General features: G+C 40.9%; 15 protein-coding genes and 1 tRNA gene. 2 read left to right on the forward strand and 14 right to left on the reverse strand.

Annotated elements, in window-relative coordinates:
- The first annotated feature begins 112 nt into the window (after positions 1-112).
- The gene (uvrB, locus tag I7804_RS01330) at positions 113-2,107 is read left to right on the forward strand and encodes an excinuclease ABC subunit UvrB (RefSeq protein WP_027206992.1); all 1,995 of its coding nucleotides are present in this window, start codon (positions 113-115) and stop codon (positions 2,105-2,107) included.
- 215 nt (positions 2,108-2,322) lie between these two features.
- Here the strand turns inward: uvrB and I7804_RS01335 are convergent, their stop codons facing one another.
- The 5 genes from I7804_RS01335 to I7804_RS01355 all read right to left on the reverse strand — a co-directional run bounded on the left by I7804_RS01335 (position 2,323) and on the right by I7804_RS01355 (position 7,873).
- Positions 2,323-3,687, reverse strand: a complete 1,365-nt coding sequence (locus I7804_RS01335) for a S41 family peptidase (RefSeq protein WP_248404554.1) — start codon at positions 3,685-3,687, stop codon at positions 2,323-2,325.
- Between the two features lie 29 nt (positions 3,688-3,716).
- The gene (locus tag I7804_RS01340) at positions 3,717-4,904 is read right to left on the reverse strand and encodes a murein hydrolase activator EnvC family protein (protein ID WP_248404555.1); all 1,188 of its coding nucleotides are present in this window, start codon (positions 4,902-4,904) and stop codon (positions 3,717-3,719) included.
- 193 nt (positions 4,905-5,097) lie between these two features.
- Positions 5,098-6,000, reverse strand: a complete 903-nt coding sequence (gene ftsX / locus I7804_RS01345; RefSeq protein ID WP_027203817.1) for a permease-like cell division protein FtsX — start codon at positions 5,998-6,000, stop codon at positions 5,098-5,100.
- Positions 5,987-6,679 carry a cell division ATP-binding protein FtsE gene (gene ftsE, locus I7804_RS01350; protein WP_027203818.1) on the reverse strand — a complete coding sequence of 231 codons (693 nt, stop codon included), beginning with the start codon at positions 6,677-6,679 and terminating at the stop codon, positions 5,987-5,989. Before ftsE ends, ftsX begins: the two co-directional genes overlap by 14 nt.
- 105 nt (positions 6,680-6,784) lie before the next feature.
- Positions 6,785-7,873 carry a PucR family transcriptional regulator gene (locus I7804_RS01355; protein WP_248404556.1) on the reverse strand — a complete coding sequence of 363 codons (1,089 nt, stop codon included), beginning with the start codon at positions 7,871-7,873 and terminating at the stop codon, positions 6,785-6,787.
- Between the two features lie 282 nt (positions 7,874-8,155).
- Here I7804_RS01355 and I7804_RS01360 point away from each other — a divergent pair, with 282 nt between their 5' ends.
- A complete protein-coding gene (locus I7804_RS01360; RefSeq protein WP_022753725.1) occupies positions 8,156-8,353 on the forward strand; it encodes a YjfB family protein in 198 nt (65 codons plus the stop codon).
- Between the two features lie 64 nt (positions 8,354-8,417).
- Here I7804_RS01360 and I7804_RS01365 read toward each other — a convergent pair whose 3' ends face one another.
- The 9 genes from I7804_RS01365 to I7804_RS01405 form a co-directional block, all read right to left on the reverse strand.
- Positions 8,418-9,266: a S1 RNA-binding domain-containing protein gene (locus tag I7804_RS01365; protein WP_248404557.1), complete on the reverse strand. Its 849-nt coding sequence runs from the start codon at positions 9,264-9,266 to the stop codon at positions 8,418-8,420.
- Entirely contained in the window at positions 9,259-10,026 is a 768-nt protein-coding gene (locus I7804_RS01370) for an acyl-[acyl-carrier-protein] thioesterase (RefSeq protein ID WP_027203820.1), read from the reverse strand. Before I7804_RS01370 ends, I7804_RS01365 begins: the two co-directional genes overlap by 8 nt.
- Before the next feature lie 31 nt (positions 10,027-10,057).
- The gene (locus tag I7804_RS01375) at positions 10,058-11,668 is read right to left on the reverse strand and encodes a DUF5722 domain-containing protein (RefSeq protein WP_248404558.1); all 1,611 of its coding nucleotides are present in this window, start codon (positions 11,666-11,668) and stop codon (positions 10,058-10,060) included.
- 128 nt (positions 11,669-11,796) lie between these two features.
- Positions 11,797-11,869: transfer RNA gene (locus I7804_RS01380), tRNA-Gln, on the reverse strand.
- Between the two features lie 88 nt (positions 11,870-11,957).
- The gene (locus I7804_RS01385; protein WP_027206988.1) at positions 11,958-13,211 is read right to left on the reverse strand and encodes a peptidase U32 family protein; all 1,254 of its coding nucleotides are present in this window, start codon (positions 13,209-13,211) and stop codon (positions 11,958-11,960) included.
- Positions 13,212-13,307: 96 nt separating this feature from the next.
- Positions 13,308-13,955, reverse strand: a complete 648-nt coding sequence (locus I7804_RS01390; protein ID WP_027206987.1) for an O-methyltransferase — start codon at positions 13,953-13,955, stop codon at positions 13,308-13,310.
- A 29-nt stretch (positions 13,956-13,984) separates the two neighbouring features.
- Entirely contained in the window at positions 13,985-14,527 is a 543-nt protein-coding gene (locus tag I7804_RS01395) for an endolytic transglycosylase MltG (protein WP_248404559.1), read from the reverse strand.
- Positions 14,528-14,538: 11 nt separating this feature from the next.
- Positions 14,539-16,215 (reverse strand): ribonuclease J, encoded by a 1,677-nt coding sequence (locus I7804_RS01400; RefSeq protein ID WP_022755831.1) that lies wholly within the window; start codon positions 16,213-16,215, stop codon positions 14,539-14,541.
- Positions 16,212-16,679 carry a Fur family transcriptional regulator gene (locus I7804_RS01405; protein WP_248404560.1) on the reverse strand — a complete coding sequence of 156 codons (468 nt, stop codon included), beginning with the start codon at positions 16,677-16,679 and terminating at the stop codon, positions 16,212-16,214. Before I7804_RS01405 ends, I7804_RS01400 begins: the two co-directional genes overlap by 4 nt.
- Positions 16,680-16,718 lie beyond the last annotated feature (39 nt).

Below are 16,718 nucleotides of genomic sequence, written 5' to 3' on the forward strand. Positions count from 1 at the left end.
CACGTCTTTGCTACAATAAAAATGCTAATACTAATTATAACTTAAATTTCCAACCCTAGCGGCGTGGTATCTAAGTTCGTAACACACAACCCCAAAGAATATCGGAGTAAACATGGACAAATTCAAGCTTGTAAGTACTTTTAAGCCTACCGGCGATCAGCCACAGGCTATAGAGAAACTGGTCCAGGGATTTAAGGACGGCAACCAGTTTGAAACCCTCCTTGGCGTAACAGGTTCCGGCAAGACCTTCACCATGGCCAATATAATAGCTGCCCTTAATAAGCCAACCCTAATCATATCTCACAATAAAACCCTTGCCGGTCAGCTCTATGGTGAGATGAAAGAGTTTTTCCCTGAAAATGCAGTTGAATATTTTGTATCCTACTACGATTACTACCAGCCAGAGGCATATGTACCGCAGACGGATACTTATATAGCCAAGGACTCTTCTATAAATGATGAGATAGATAAATTAAGACTTTCTGCAACAGCATCTCTTGCCGAAAGAAACGATGTCATAGTCGTAGCATCTGTTTCCTGCATATACGGCCTTGGAAGCCCTGACGAATTCAAAGGTATGTCTATATCCTTAAGACCCGGCATGTCCAAAGACAGAGATGATGTCATCAAAGACCTTATAGCAATACAGTATCAGCGCAACGATATGGATTTATCCCGTTGTAACTTCCGTGTACACGGCGATGTAGTAGAGGTATTCCCTGCCAATGCCGACGACTACCTTATAAGGATCGAGTTCTTCGGTGATGAGATTGACAGGATATGCGAAGTCGAACCACTTTCAGGCAAGGTAACTCACGAGCTCGAGCACGTTATGATATACCCTGCTTCCCACTATGTTGTCCCTCAGGAGAAGATCAACAGGGCATGTGAGAATATAGAAAAAGAGCTTGAAGATCAGGTCCGCTTCTTTAAAGGTGAAGACAAGCTTATAGAAGCTCAGCGTATAGCTGAAAGGACCAACTTCGATATTGAGATGATGAGGGAGACAGGTTTTTGCTCAGGAATTGAGAACTACTCAAGGCATCTTAATTTTATGGCACCAGGGGAGCCGCCTCTTACACTTATGGATTTCTTCCCAAGAGACTTCCTAATAATCGTGGACGAATCTCACATGTCTATCCCACAGATAGGCGCTATGTATCACGGCGACAGAAGCAGAAAAGAAACTCTTGTCAATTATGGTTTCAGACTTCCATCCGCTCTTGATAACAGGCCTCTGAACTTCGAAGAGTTTGAAGCAAGGATCGACCAGATGCTCTTCTGCTCAGCCACCCCCGGTAAATACGAACAGGAGCACGAGCTACTAAGAGCCGAACAAGTCATAAGACCAACAGGTCTTCTGGATCCCGAAGTTGACGTAAGACCTACTGAAGGTCAGATAGATGATCTCCTTGCAGAGATAAGAAAAGAAACCGGCAACAAGAATAAGGTTCTTGTAACTACGCTCACAAAGCGTATGGCAGAAGATCTTACAGAATACCTTGCTGAAAATGGCGTAAGAGTCAAATATCTCCACTCTGATATAGATACACTGGAACGAGCTGAGATCATCAGGGATATGCGTCTTGATGTATTTGATGTACTAGTCGGCATCAACCTGCTTAGAGAGGGTCTTGATATCCCTGAGATAACTCTTGTAGCTATCCTGGATGCAGACAAGGAAGGATTCCTTAGATCAGAAACCTCTCTTGTACAGACCATAGGACGAGCTGCCAGAAATTCAGAAGGCCATGTAATCATGTATGCCGACAATATGACAGAGTCTATGCAAAATGCCATAGATGAGACCAACAGACGTCGTGAGATACAGATGAAATACAATAAGGAACATGGTATCACTCCTCAGACTATCAAGAAAGCTGTTCGTGACCTTATCGCTATAACCAAGGAGATCACCAAAGAAGAAGTCAAGTTTGAGAAAGATCCTGAATCTATGAGCCGAGACGAACTTGAAAAGCTCATTGGCAAGGTTCAAAAGAAGATGAAAAAAGCAGCTGCAGAACTCGATTTCGAGACCGCTGCTGCTCTTAGAGACCAGATGCTATCACTAAAAACTCATCTTAACGAGCTTACAGGTGGAGTATGATTTACAATTACCGGCTCAAACTTCGAGGCTGCCACACTGTTCTAAGTGCATAGTTTGAATTACTGAAACAGTTTTTAATAATAGTTAGAAACGGTATATTTAGAAGAATCACTCATCTAAATATACCGTTTTTTATTTCATATAGTTTATTTCAAATAGTTGATTTTATAACCTTTTTCCAGGCTTATTTTTATAACCTTATCTTTTATAACCTATCATTTTAGCAGTTCAAGCGCCTTATCAAGCTGATTGTCAATTCCTTTCTCAGCAGCCTCAGCATCGTACTCGATCACAACATCCGGATCTATGCCTGTTCCATGGATGTTGACTCCATTTGGTGTATAGTACTTACTTACAGTAAGCTTAACAGCTGTTCCATCGCTAAAAGGAATTATCCTTTGAACGATTCCTTTACCAAAGGTTGTAGTTCCAACAAGAACACCTTTTTCATAATCTTTGATAGCACCAGCCAGAATCTCTGATGCACTTGCAGAGTATTCGTTTACAAGAACCGCCATTGGAACATCGATCTCGTTTTCGCCATCACAGTCATAATCTACTCTGTTACCATCTTTATCAACTGTATAAACTATTGTTCCCTTAGGAAGAAGCATATTGGCTATCTCACATACAGTATCAAGATTGCCGCCCGGGTTAGATCTTAGATCTATCACAAGGCCCTTCATGCCCTGACCTTTCAGAGTTGCAAGAGCTTCTGCAAACTGATCACTGGTTACAGAGTCGAACTCTTTGATCTGTATATATCCAATGTTGCCATCTTTCATCTCATAATTAACAGTTGGAGTTTCTATCTGACGTCTTTCGACTTCTATATCAAGATAATCAGACTCACCCTGTCTTACTACTGTAAGGACAACAGTTGTATGCTCTTCTCCCTTGACCTTACTGATAAACTCTTCAAGCTCCATTGATTCTGTGAGCTCTCCGTCTACTTTATAACAGATATCACCATCTTTGAGGCCTGCTTCCTGAGCAGGTGATCCATCCATAACTCCTGCTATCACAGGAAGTCCTGTTGTAGCATCAGTGCTTATATATGCGCCGATTCCATAATAGATACCATTGGTATCTTCCATAAGAGCATTGAGCTCTTCTTCTGTATAATATACAGAATATACATCCCCAAGGCTATCCAGCATTCCTTCATACATGCCGTCTTCAAGAGTCTTGGTTGATACATTTTCGGAATCTATATAGTATGTATCTATCGTCTGCTCAAGTAGCTGGAGCTTAGCCATTGTATCATCATTGACTACAGATTCATGGTCATCTTCCTGAAAAGCGCCGTCTTCAGAAGCTGACTCATCTTCATTTGAATCTGTCTTCGAGCTGCTTCTATTATTGGCCTGCTCAAGTGTACCTATAGTTATCGTTGACGGATTATTTCTAACAAGGGCATAGCTTACCCCAAATACGCAGGTGCTTATAAATGCACCGGCTATTACTCCAAGAAAAAATGTTCCCCAGCTAAATTTTTTCCCTGTTTCAGGTGGAACTGTTCCATCTGTATCATGATCACTTTGATACAGATCATGATCTTCAAATTTGTTGTCTTCCATTTTCAATAAAACCTTTCTATACTTTCCTTTTATTTCAAATAATTCCAAGGACTTACATAAGACCCGTTAAGGCGCACACCAAAATGAAGATGCGGGCCTGTGGATCTTCCTGTAGATCCTACTGCAGCTATATTCTGTCCTGCAGATACTTCCTGACCTGTAGATACATACAAGGCAGATGCATGCATATAGATGGTATAAAGTCCATCGCCATGATCTATCATGATATAATTGCCCATGGAGCTTGAATATGCAGCAGCTACAACAGTTCCGCTATAGGCCGCCAGTATACTGGATCCTGTAGGAGCTGCAAGGTCTATACCATTATGCATCTTCTGAACACCAAGTGTAGGATGCATTCTCATACCATAATCATCAGAGATTCTGGTATAAGCAGGACACGGCCAGGTGAACATACCGCCATCATAAGTCCTTTTGCTCTGATTTGCAAGCTTAGCTTTATCAGCCTCTACAGCCTTTTCAAGAGCAGCAATAGTCTCATTTTCCTCTGCAATCTGAGCCTCATATTCTTTTATTGCAGCTTCCTTGTCAGAAATATCTGCGTTGACAGCCGAAAGCTGTGTCTGTTTTTCTGCAAGAAGAGCTTCCATACTAGCCTGCTCAGCCTCTACATCTGCTTTGGCTTCTTCAAGCGTTGCCTGTTCTTCTTCAAGAGCACTTTGAGTCAGCGCTATAAGCTGTGTGGTCAGTATGTATTCCTGAAGCTTTTGATTATCATACGCGGATATTTCAGATATATACTCTGCCTTATTAAGCATGTCCGCATAGCTATCAGACTCTATCAGAAGTTCCAACAGGTATGTATCGCCTCGCTCATACATGAACCTGATTCTTTCCTTCATGGATTCATACTGCTTTTGCTGCTGCTCTTTGGCAGCTTCCAGTTCCTTTTTAGTCTCCTCTATCTCAGCCTCTTTATCAGTTATCTGCTGCTCCAAGGCATCAATATTAGCCTGCATATCTGACAGTGAAGCATCAAGCTGCGTAATATATTCATTGAGATTATTCTTATCTTTCTCAAGCTCTTTTTTGACAGTCTCTATATCAGTAAGAGACGATTTCATCTGGTCACGCTCTTTTTTTGCTTCGTTTATCTGATCTTCCTTTTCTTTGATACTTTCCTGCGTGACTTCTGCATAGCTTTTAATGGCGAGGTTATCACTAAACATTGTAATGCACAGTGTCACCATTACCATGAGTGCCACTAACTTGCGGAAGATTCTTTTTTTCCAAAAATGTCTTATCCTTATCAAGTAATGTTCCCCCAAAGCTTATAAAAAAATCCGTTGCAAGGACGGGAATAAATCGTCGGGTCCGGCAATACCAAACAAGCGAACCCTAAGATCAAAACCAATCACACCCCTCAACGGATCTTACAGATTAATGAACTTATACACTAAGATGTCTGCGCACAGTGAATGCACTACCAAAGAAGCCAATACCTACTCCGATCAGCACTGAAATCGGAACAAGTGATTCATAAATATGCTGGACCGGCAAGAATGTCAGCAAGTTACTGAGTATAGAATAATGTGTTGTAATATACTCAACAACTTTATTATACAAAAAGTAAATAACGATAAGCGGAATAATAGATCCTATAATACCAATGAGAATACCCTCGATAACAAATGGCGCTCTGACAAAATAGTCAGTAGCACCTATGTATTTGGCAATAGTAATCTCTGATTTTCTTACTGATATACCTATCGTAACAGTATTACTTATAAGGAATACCGATACGCAAAGTAGTATCAATATGATTCCAACTGATATAAGAGCTATAAGCTTATTCATGCCACTAAGCGTAGAAGCTGTAATCTCTGATCTTCTGACTTCTCTTACAATATCCTGGTGACTTTCAAGATATGTGACAAGCGAAGGCTGAAGAGATACATCTGTCATATAAATCTGAAGATTGGCAGAATCTGCAAGAGGGTTTTCTGTAAAACCATCAGCATATTCTCCGAGATAATCTGTCTTAAAGCTCTCCCATGCCGCCTCAGCTGAGATATATTCTACCTTGCTGACCTCAGTTCTGTTCTGAATAGAGGACTGAAAAGCAAGTATCTGTTCTTCTGTAGTACCCTGTTTAAAAAATACTGTTACTGAAACGCCTTCCTCAGCTGTCTTAACAATATTTGAAAAGTTAACAATTATCGAATAGAACATGCCAAGAAGGAAGAGACACGCAGCTATTGTTGCGATGGATGCAAGTGTATACCAGCGGTTTCTTGTCAGGTTACGGAAGCCCTGGCCTATTGTATAGAAAAAAGTACTAAAAATCCTCATCATCGATATATACGCCCTTCTCAGCGTCGTCAACTATGACGCCTTTTTTCATTGTAATAACACGCTTCTGCATTGCATTAACGATCTCACGGTTATGAGTAACCATAACTATGGTCGTTCCATTTTCATTGATCTTCTCAAGCAGCTTCATGATCTCCCATGAAGTATTGGGATCAAGATTACCAGTAGGCTCATCCGCAAGAAGGATAGTTGGTTTATTAACAAGTGCTCTAGCAAGCGCAACACGCTGCTGCTCACCTCCGGAGAGCTGAGTTACTTTATTTTTATATTTGCCGGCAAGACCAACTGTTGCCAGAATCTTTGGTACATTTCTGCGAATCTCACTTCCCGGTTTCTGGATGATATGCTGGGCAAATGCCACATTCTCATATACGTTCCTATCAGGAAGCAGTCTGAAATCCTGGAATACTATGCCGAGATTACGGCGGAACTTCGGTATCTTACGATGCCTTATATGATTCAGGTTGTATCCCATTACCGTGATATCACCCTCTGTAGCAGTGAGCTCACGTAGAAGAAGCTTTATAAGTGTAGACTTACCTGAACCGGAATCTCCTACTATAAATACAAATTCGCCCTTTTTGATGTGAAGTGAGATTCCATCAAGGGCCGGAGATCCGGTTGTATAGGATTTAGTCACATTCTCAAGTGTTATTATTTCATCGCTGGGGATTCGTCTCCTCTTTCTCCGCGCTTTTTCCATCCATAGTCCTTCCCATAAGTCCCGCAGCTTCTACTCGCCATATGCAAACGGACTTATTATTTAATATTCAAACTTTTCCATGTATTTCATGTATTTAACAACCATAAGTGCGATCTTGAAAGTAATAGCATCTTCAAAGATACGAAGATCAAGTCCTGTACTCTTCTGAAGCTTGTCCAGACGATATACAAGAGTATTACGATGTATGAAAAGCTGTCTTGATGTTTCGGATACGTTAAGGTTATTCTCAAAGAATTTATCGATAGTAACAAGAGTCTCTTCATCAAAATCATCAGGATTCTTGCCACCAAAAATCTCTTTAATGAACATCTTGCAAAGAGGTATAGGCAGCTGATATATAAGTCTTCCTATTCCAAGTTCACCATAGCTTATTACTTTACGGCCTTCGAAGAAGATCTTGCCGACATCAAGAGCCATCTTGGCTTCCTTGTAGGAACGGCTGACTTCCTTGATCTCTTTGACTGTAGTACCTACAGCAATACGCACTCCCTTAAGGCCATCCTTCTCGAGTTCCTGAGCAAGGCCTGATGCAAACTTACTGATCTCAGATGGAGAGTCCATAGATGACACATCCTTGACGATGATGACATTATCCTCATCTACTTCTGTAACGAAGTCATCGCCTGTAGAGCCAATATGAGTCCTTGTAATCTCAAGCGCTCCTGCATCTCTTCCATTGTCAGACTCCATGATCATAGTAACTCTAGGAGAATCAGACTGAATATGAAGCTTCTTGGCACGTGAATAGATATCAACAAGCAGCAGGTTATCAAGAAGGAGGTTCTTGATGAAGTTGTCCTTGTCAAAACGCTCTTTATAGGCTACAAGCAAGCTCTGAAGCTGGAATGCAATCATCTTGCCCAGCATATAGATATTCTCACCGCTACCCTTTGCGATCAGAATATATTCAAGCTGCTGCTCATCATATATTTTAAAATACTGCTGACCCTGAATTTCCTGAGAATCTGCAGGAGATGCTACAAACTCTCTTGCGGAAACAGATACATCTGCTGCCTCTGCCAGTGTAGATGCAACCTCTTTGCCGTCGACATCAAGTACGCAAAGCTCAACATGAGCGATGTTCTTAAGGCCGTCAATAGTATTCTGTAATATCTGATTTGAAATCATTTATGAAGTGCCCCTTTCATTTCACAAGATTGGATATTTGCCCCCTTGCTATATTGTAAAGCACTTTAGTGAAAAAATCCATAATTACATAGCGATTTTTTGTGAATAATTAATAGCTAACGCGCCTTTTTATCAATTGGGGGTGTGAAAAGCAATTTAAGTCCTATAAAATTGCACAAAAAAATTATTATATATCATTTTTCACACTTTCGTGTCCGATATTTATAATAAGATACAGACGATTATGCCTGTGTCATTACCACACAAGGAGGTGAGGTGTATATGGATATTGCATCACTATCTACCGCGCTATCCATGAGCAAACTTCAAAACGACTTTGGCGTAGCGATGTTTGCAAAACAGCTGGATACCTATCAAGACATGGGAGCAGCAATGACGCAGTCCCTCGACGAAATAGGTAAACAGATGGAATTATCTGTCAACCCCGGTGTAGGCAGCAATATTGACCTTTCTGTATGATAATATCATCAAAAGTCAGTAAAGCGTAGGCACGGCAACAATTGTTGCCGTGCTTTTTTGTTTATTAGTCAGCTTTATCAGTCTTTCTTATTCCTCTTTCGAAGATCTCGATCTTACCTTCTTTAAGAAGTCTTCCAACTGCACGTTTAAATTCATTTTTGCTCATTGACATCTTGTCCCTTATTATATCAGGGCTTGCCTTATCGGTAAAAGGAAGCACTCCGTTATAAGCATCGATTTCTTCCAGGATCTTCTTTGCATCTATATCCATCTGTTCGAGAGTCTTCTCTCTGATGCTAAGAGTGAGCTTGCCATCATCTCTTACTGATATGACTCTGGCTCCCACGATATCTCCTATCTGTATGTCGCCATACAGTTCCTTTTTAGGAATAAGCGCCGAATACTTATCATCTATAGCTACAAAAGCTCCGAAGTTATCGCTCATCTCATAGACAACGCCTGTAACACGGTCATCCTTCTTATAAGGGCTGTCAGTGCTAAGATACTCATATACATTCATGGTAACGCACAGACGGCTTGATTTGTCTATATAAAGGGCACAGAGTACTTCTTCTCCCTTTCTCACCCTTCTTGTCTGTTCATGGAACGGAAGAAGTACATCCTTCTCAAGTCCCCAGTCCATGAATGCTCCTATCTTACCAACGTCTGTTACAGTCAGTCTGCCAACCTGATGAAGCATGAGCTTTGGCTCAGTAACAGTAGATATAAGCCTGTCATCGGAATCCTTATACAGGAACACCTCAAGCTTATCTCCGAGCTTTACATCCTTTGGCACCTGTTTCTTGGGAAGAAGAACTCTTTCACTTCCGTCAGTTCCCTCTTCTGCAAGATATATACCAAAATCCACTTTTTTTGTAACTACAAGAGTTTGTTTTTCACCTAAATTAAACATTTCTTTCATCCTTTTTCAAACTTGTCACTTCGACAATACTATACGCTTTACCACTTCCATCATTCAAAGAAACTGTATATACAACAGATCCGTCTTTGTCTTGAGTGCTGCATACAGGATATATCGTATCTCCAAGATGTGCCTGCATCCTGTACTCAGCTCGTATCCTGCTGATAACAGGGATTTTTTTGTCATTGCCATCAAGAAGTCTCATACAATCTTTAGCCATGTTTATATACTGATTGTTATTAACATGCTGATTGGTATCAAGATGAAAAGGCTGTACTATTATCTCGTTTAAAGTTCTGATATTTCCATCCGTGGGAAAGGATATCTTTCTGCCCTGATAGTCCATGGGAAGCTTTTCAGAAATTTTATATCCTTCTAACATCTTAGATGTTACTTTTACAGGAGTGCCTTTTTCTATATTGATCAGAGCCCATACAGAATTGGCTATCGCAAGGCGTTCGCCTTCCAATGTGTCCATATAGAAATTTCTACAACCTACAAAGCCCTTTATATCATAGGGAATAGTTCCGATTATGACGTTCTCGCCAAGTTTTGGATATCTTATAATATCGACCTGCCATGAGTTTATCACCCATGCAGCATTCATCTCGTCAAGATATTCAAGACCTATTCCAAGATCTTCCGACTGGAATGTGGAACAGTCCTGAAAATAATTCATAAGGGCCTCCGTAGACAGGAAGCCCTGAGAGTTCAGTTCACTATATCTTATTCTGGAATTAAAAGTATACATAAAGTTTATCCGTCAAATTAAAAAACATCAATTATCTCTTTACAATTATTGAGTTTAGATCTGTAACACCGATAGTTGCTGCTGCTGCATTAATATACTGCTGAGCATTTGGTCCGTCAAGGTTCTGATAATATGCATAAGCCTGCTTGTGAGTACCTCTTGAAGATACAAGTCCAAGAGCAAGTCCCTGTGCCAGCTCAGCAGAAGCATCCATCTCTTTGTTATAAATGAAAGCATCTATATACTGGTTGTTCATAGCGACTTCATAAGCATATGTGATAGCAGCTGCCTGAACAGCCTCACCGGCTGTAGAGCTATATCCAACTTCACTGCAGATTATGGATCTGACCTGTCCGTTAGGAGCCTTGAATGTAGGTGTGCACATATAGTCTGTTACAACTTCTACGTTCTGCATAGCTACATATGGTGAAGAAATATCATGTGTCACATACTTAGATGAGTTAGCCCATGCATAGCTGTTGGTAAGAGGTACATCATAAGGATGAACCGCAAGTGACCAGTCTATATTGCCCTCAGATGAAATATATGAGTTAAAAATATCAAGGTACTCTTTACCTGCATAATATCTGTTAGGTTCATTGGTTGATGCCCACATCTGATCTATACAGGTATATACATTGGCATTGGCATTCTGTGACTTGATGGCATTGTAGAATACCCTGAATGCATTGGCATTCTGTACTGTATATGTTGTTACATCCACATTGGACATATAGTTCCAAAGGTATCTTGCATTGATCTCATTACCTATTACGAAGTTATCTATCTGACCAAGTCCCTGATTACTGTATCTTGAAGCAAGGAATGAACCGATAGCCGCAAGGAGCTCTACGCCTGCCTGATCAGCTGCGTTATAAGCATAATATGAATGTCCTGCTGACCTTGAGAGCGGATTGATAGATGTAAGATCTGCATGCCAGTCATTCAAAAGAACCATCGTACAGGAGATACCATTTTGCTTAAACATGGATATAAGCCAGTCATAAGCCTGTACAGTTCCTGCATTAAATGAATATGTCTTGCCGTTGTAATTGTATGTTATCTGGGCACCGCTCTTATTAAGGAGCTGTGACATAAGAAGGTTGTATGAGCACTGATCGATCCCAAGTGTTACGATATCTCCTGAGTGAATCATTGTAGACTCAGGTATGATACCCTTCTTACCTGCCTGTACTCTTGCAACTGTATGTGTAGCCACAGCCTCAGGATTTGTAATATAAGCAGCATTACTAACCTGAGTCATGACTCCGCTTTGAGAAGTAGCAACTACAAATTTCTTGTAGAGCATGGAATTTGCGGAATTATTATTAAGAGCAACGGTAAAAGTTGCAGATGTTCCTACTGCTGCACTGGCAACCTCTGTTCCTTTAACACCTGTATCATATACATTCTGCGCATAGAGATGATATAGACCATCAGCACTGGACGGAACACTGGAAGTAGTCGCCTTAATGACTACATTGGAACCACTGATACTGGCGCTAAGTGATACAAGACCATCAGCTTCGACCTTAATACAAGCACTGTCTGTATATATCACAGACATAACTACAAGTGCTATGCACAAAAGTGCACAGATACACCTTTTAACCCCTACAACAAATCTGTTGTTCCCCTTCATAATAATCTCCTTAATTATTTAGTCGCATAACATCATTGTAATGCGCGGCACTTATTTCATTATACAGGAAAAGTAGGCAAAAAGAAAAGCTCTACAGTAAAATAACTGCAGAGCTTCTATCTAACAAGCTGGGCTAGCAGGATTCGAACCTGCGAAGTGACGGAGTCAGAGTCCGTTGCCTTACCGCTTGGCGATAGCCCATCGACAAGATAAAAGTATACGCACTTCTATCCACTCTGTCAACAGTTTTTTTAACGATTTTTTATAATCGGAAATCCGCGTTAAGAAATTAACGCAGATTTCCATTCTGAGGCGCATGAATCCTAAGGATATCACCCGCTTCAGGAACTGTTTCAAGTTCGATATCAATAAGCTGCTGAGGATGAGGAGCAGATTCCTGCTGGGTGCCATCTTCTGCAAATATAGCTTTGACAAGAGTTTCGATATCTCTTCCATCAGGCTTCATGATCTCTATAGTCTCGCCTACAGAGAATTTATTCCTCTGTTCAAGACGGGCAAGTCCCTTGTCATTTATACTGTCAACTATGCCAAGATATGTGTATTCATTGACATATGTATTACTATCATAGATCTGTGACTCCTCAGAAGGCTTACCAAAATAAAAGCCCGTTGTAAACTGCCTGTAGGTACATCTGGCAATTTCATCCTGGTACCATGGCATATTAGCACGATACTTCTCTTCAGATTCAAGATAATCATCAATAGCTTTTCTGTAAGTGCGGGCAACAGTAGCAACATAGAGTGCTGTCTTCATACGTCCTTCGATCTTGAAGGAATTGATGCCTGCATCTATAAGTTCCGGAATATGCTCTATCATGCACAGATCCTTAGAGTTGAATATAAATGTACCTCTTTCATTCTCATATACGGGAAGATATTCACCCGGCCTTGATTCTTCAACAACTGCATATTTCCATCTGCATGGATGTGTGCAGGCACCGTGATTGGCATCGCGGCCTGTGAAGTAGTTGGACAAAAGGCATCTTCCGGAGTAAGAGATACACATTGCTCCGTGGATAAAAGATTCTATCTCAAGATCATCAGGTATATTAGCTCTGATCTCTTTGATCTCTGCCAGAGACAGTTCTCTTGCTGCTACAACACGCTTAGCACCAAGGTTATACCAGAACTTATAAGTCTCATAGTTGGTATTATTGGCCTGAGTTGATACATGAATCTCTATTTCAGGGCATATCCTTCTAGCCATCATAAACATTCCAGGATCTGCTATTATAAGCGCATCCGGACCTATTTCCTTAAGTTCGTGAAAATACTCTTCTGCACCCTTAAGGTCATAGTTATGAGCCAGGATATTGGCAGTTACATGAACATGGACACCATGATCATGAGCATATTTCACGCCGGCAATCATATCTTCTTTGGAGAAGTTTCTGGCTTTGGCACGAAGGCTGAAAGCTTCTCCGCCGATATAAACGGCATCGGCCCCATAATTAACAGCAGTCTTTAAAACTTCAAGGCTGCTGGCAGGTATCAGTAATTCAGGTTTCTTTACTTTGTTCATTTACTTCTTCTTTCTATAAAAAACAAAAACACACTACAAAACCATATTTATCTAAAATATATAAATATAGCCTTTTTATATACCCTCAAGTATGATTCATCTCATCTTAACACTTAGGGTTACTCCATCGCCTGTATTTAGTATCACAGTCTGAAGATCATCTGTGTGAGTTATATCATAGATATACTCTCTCATACGGGCGTGTATAGTCCTGTTACGCCTTGTAACAGCAAATCTGGACTGAACTATATCGCCATCCTGAAGGACATTGTCTGTGACAAGCAGACCTCCTTTTTTAAGAACCCTCATGACATGCGGAAGAAAGTTCTCATACTGTCCCTTGGCAGCATCCATAAATACAAAATCATAGCCTTCATCAAGTTCTTTTAAGATATCAGCTGCATCACCTTCAAGAAGGGTTATCTTATTACCTTTATCCCATAAGTCAAAATGCTCTTTGGCAACCGGGATCCTCTTCTCGTACTTCTCAATAGTTGTAATACGAGTATCATCATCCGAATACTCAGCCATCAAAAGCGCAGAAAATCCGGTAGCTGTGCCAACTTCAAGAATATTGACAGGATGAGTAAGCGCCAGCAGGAACTTAAGAAGAGACTGCATATCTTTTCTTATGATCGGAACATCGTCTTTGATCGCCTCTTTTTCAAGCTCATCAAGATAATCTTTGTTCCCTTTATCCATGGCGCATATAAAATCCCTCATTCTTTCGGGATCAATAGCCATAAGAGCTTCTTCATCAAAGCGAGCACCCATTACTCTACATCTTCTCCTTCACTGCTTCCTGTATCTTCAGAAACTGAATTTTCGCCTTCACTGCCCATATCTTCACCTTCAGCAGCTCCGGTTCCGGATGTATTATCTTCTACATCAGTATTATCAGAAGGAGTGCTCTGGGTTTCCTCAGAAGTCTCAGAAGATGTACTTTTCTTATCTGCATCCGCACAGATGATGGCAAGCATCTCATTCGGAGTCATAGCAGTAGAAAGTGTATATACACCCGGCTGCTCAAGTCCATGATATTCTGAGAAATATTCCTGCAATCTGAAAAGGAATGCATCTTTGATAAGTCCGGCACCCTCCAGTGCATCTGCAAGTTCTGATACTGACTCACCTTCAAGAATAGTGACATTAAAATATTCACCTTCCCCTGAAGAAACAGCTGTCTGATTGAATATTCCACGGCCATAGCTGTAAGCCACCTTAGAATACTGGATCAGCAGAAATAAAATTATTATCAGAAGTACAACTTTTATAACTGCACTGGTGATAGAGATACCTACTTCTTTTTTGTTCATAATAGTCCTTCTTAATTGTCCATGATAATAGGGAGAATCATAGGTCTCCTCTTAGTCTTCTTCCAGATGAACTCGCCAAGTATATCTTTGACAAGATTCTTGATCTTAGGCCAGTCTGTTATACCTCTTGAAAGTGCTTCTGTAACCTCATCAAGAACAAGGTCAGTAGCATCTTCAATCAGTTCATCAGACTCCTTTACATATACAAAGCCTCTTGAAACGATAGTAGGACCGGAAACAAGCTGAGCACTTCCCTTATCAATTCCAAGAACTGCGATAACAATACCATCCTGAGCAAGTCTCTGACGGTCTCTTAAAACAACATTACCAACGTCACCTACTCCGATACCATCTACAAGGACTGCACCTGTAGGAACTTTGCCGTGTATTCTGGCGCCTTTAGCGTCCATTTCAAGAATATCACCTGATTTCAAAATAAATGTATTCTCTTTAGGGATACCAAGCTTGCGCGCGATCTCTTTTTGAGCCACAAGGTGACGGTATTCACCGTGAACCGGAACAGCATATTTAGGCTTTACAAGATTATATATCAGCTTTATATCTTCCTGACAAGCATGACCTGATACGTGTACATCCTGGAAGATAACCTCAGCGCCCTTCATCATGAGCTCATTAACTACGTTGGTGACAGACTTCTCATTACCCGGGATAGGTGTAGATGAGAAAATAACTGTATCTCCGGGCTTGATTGAGATCTTCTTGTGCTGACCGCTTGCCATACGTGACAGAGCAGCCATAGACTCACCCTGAGATCCTGTAGTTATAATGACCTGCTTATTATCAGGATAGTTCTTAAGCTCATCGATATCTATAAGTGTATTATCCGGAACCTTAATGCATTCAAGCTTTTGTGCAATGTCAATGACAGTCACCATGCTACGGCCTTCTACAACAACTTTCCTGTCATACTGGTAGGCTGCATTGATGATCTGCTGTACACGATCAACATTACTTGCAAAGGTCGCAACTATGATACGTGACTTCTTGTGTTCACGGAAAAGAGTATCAAGCGTAGCACCAACAGTTTTCTCAGAAGCTGTAAATCCCGGTCTTTCTGCGTTAGTAGAATCGCATAAAAGAGCAAGAACGCCTTTTTTACCGATCTCACCAAATCTCTGAAGATCAATAGGATCTCCATATACCGGTGTATAGTCAACCTTGAAATCGCCAGTATGTACTACGATTCCGGCAGGTGAATAGATTGCAAGCGCAGCTGCGTCAACAATTGAGTGATTAGTCTTGATGAACTCGACCCTGAAATCTCCAAGATTTATGAACTGTCCGAATTTAACGACTTTACGACGCGTAGAGCGCATAAGCCCATGTTCTTCAAGCTTGTGCTCTATAAGACCCATAGTGAGTCTTGTTGCATATACAGGAGCATTGACTTCCTTCAGGATATAGGGAAGTGCTCCTATGTGGTCTTCATGACCATGCGTTATTACAAATCCCTTGACCTTATCTATATTATCAAGAAGATAAGTTACATCAGGAATGACAAGATCTATTCCCAGCATGTCATCATCCGGGAATGACAGACCACAGTCCACAACAATAATACTGTCTTCATATCGGAAGGCAGTAATGTTCATACCAATCTGCTCCAGACCTCCCAGTGGGATGATCTGCAGCTTTGAGGTATTATCTGTATTTTTTTGTTTCTTCAATCAGTATTTCCTCCACATTCTTTACAGTAACCGTAGAGTTTAACCTCATGATCGATAACCTGAAATCCGATCTCATCAGCTATGGAGGCTTCCAGCCCTTCCATCATATCATCCTCAAATTCAAGGACTTTGCCGCATTTGACGCATATCAGGTGATGATGGTGGTGATGACTTCCGGGCGATTCAAGGTCCGCAATCTCATATCTCTCACTACCGTCATCAAAATTGATACGATCGATAAGATGTAACTCCCTTAGTACCTGTATTGTTCTGTAAACAGTTGCCAATCCGATCTCCGGATGGTCTGCTTTCACCTTGTTATAGATTTCTTCAGCAGTAAGATGCTGCTTCCTAGACGCCTGCAGAGCTTCAAGCACATAAATACGCTGATTCGTGACCTTGAGTCCTCTATCGCGTAGCATGCCCTTGAATGATTCCTGGTTCACATTTTCATGATCTCCCATTGTCAGTCGTCCTTCCTTTAGTGTCGGGAATAGAAGTAC

Origin of the sequence: Butyrivibrio fibrisolvens, from assembly GCF_023206215.1 — a bacterium.
Lineage (GTDB): Bacteria > Bacillota > Clostridia > Lachnospirales > Lachnospiraceae > Butyrivibrio > Butyrivibrio fibrisolvens_C.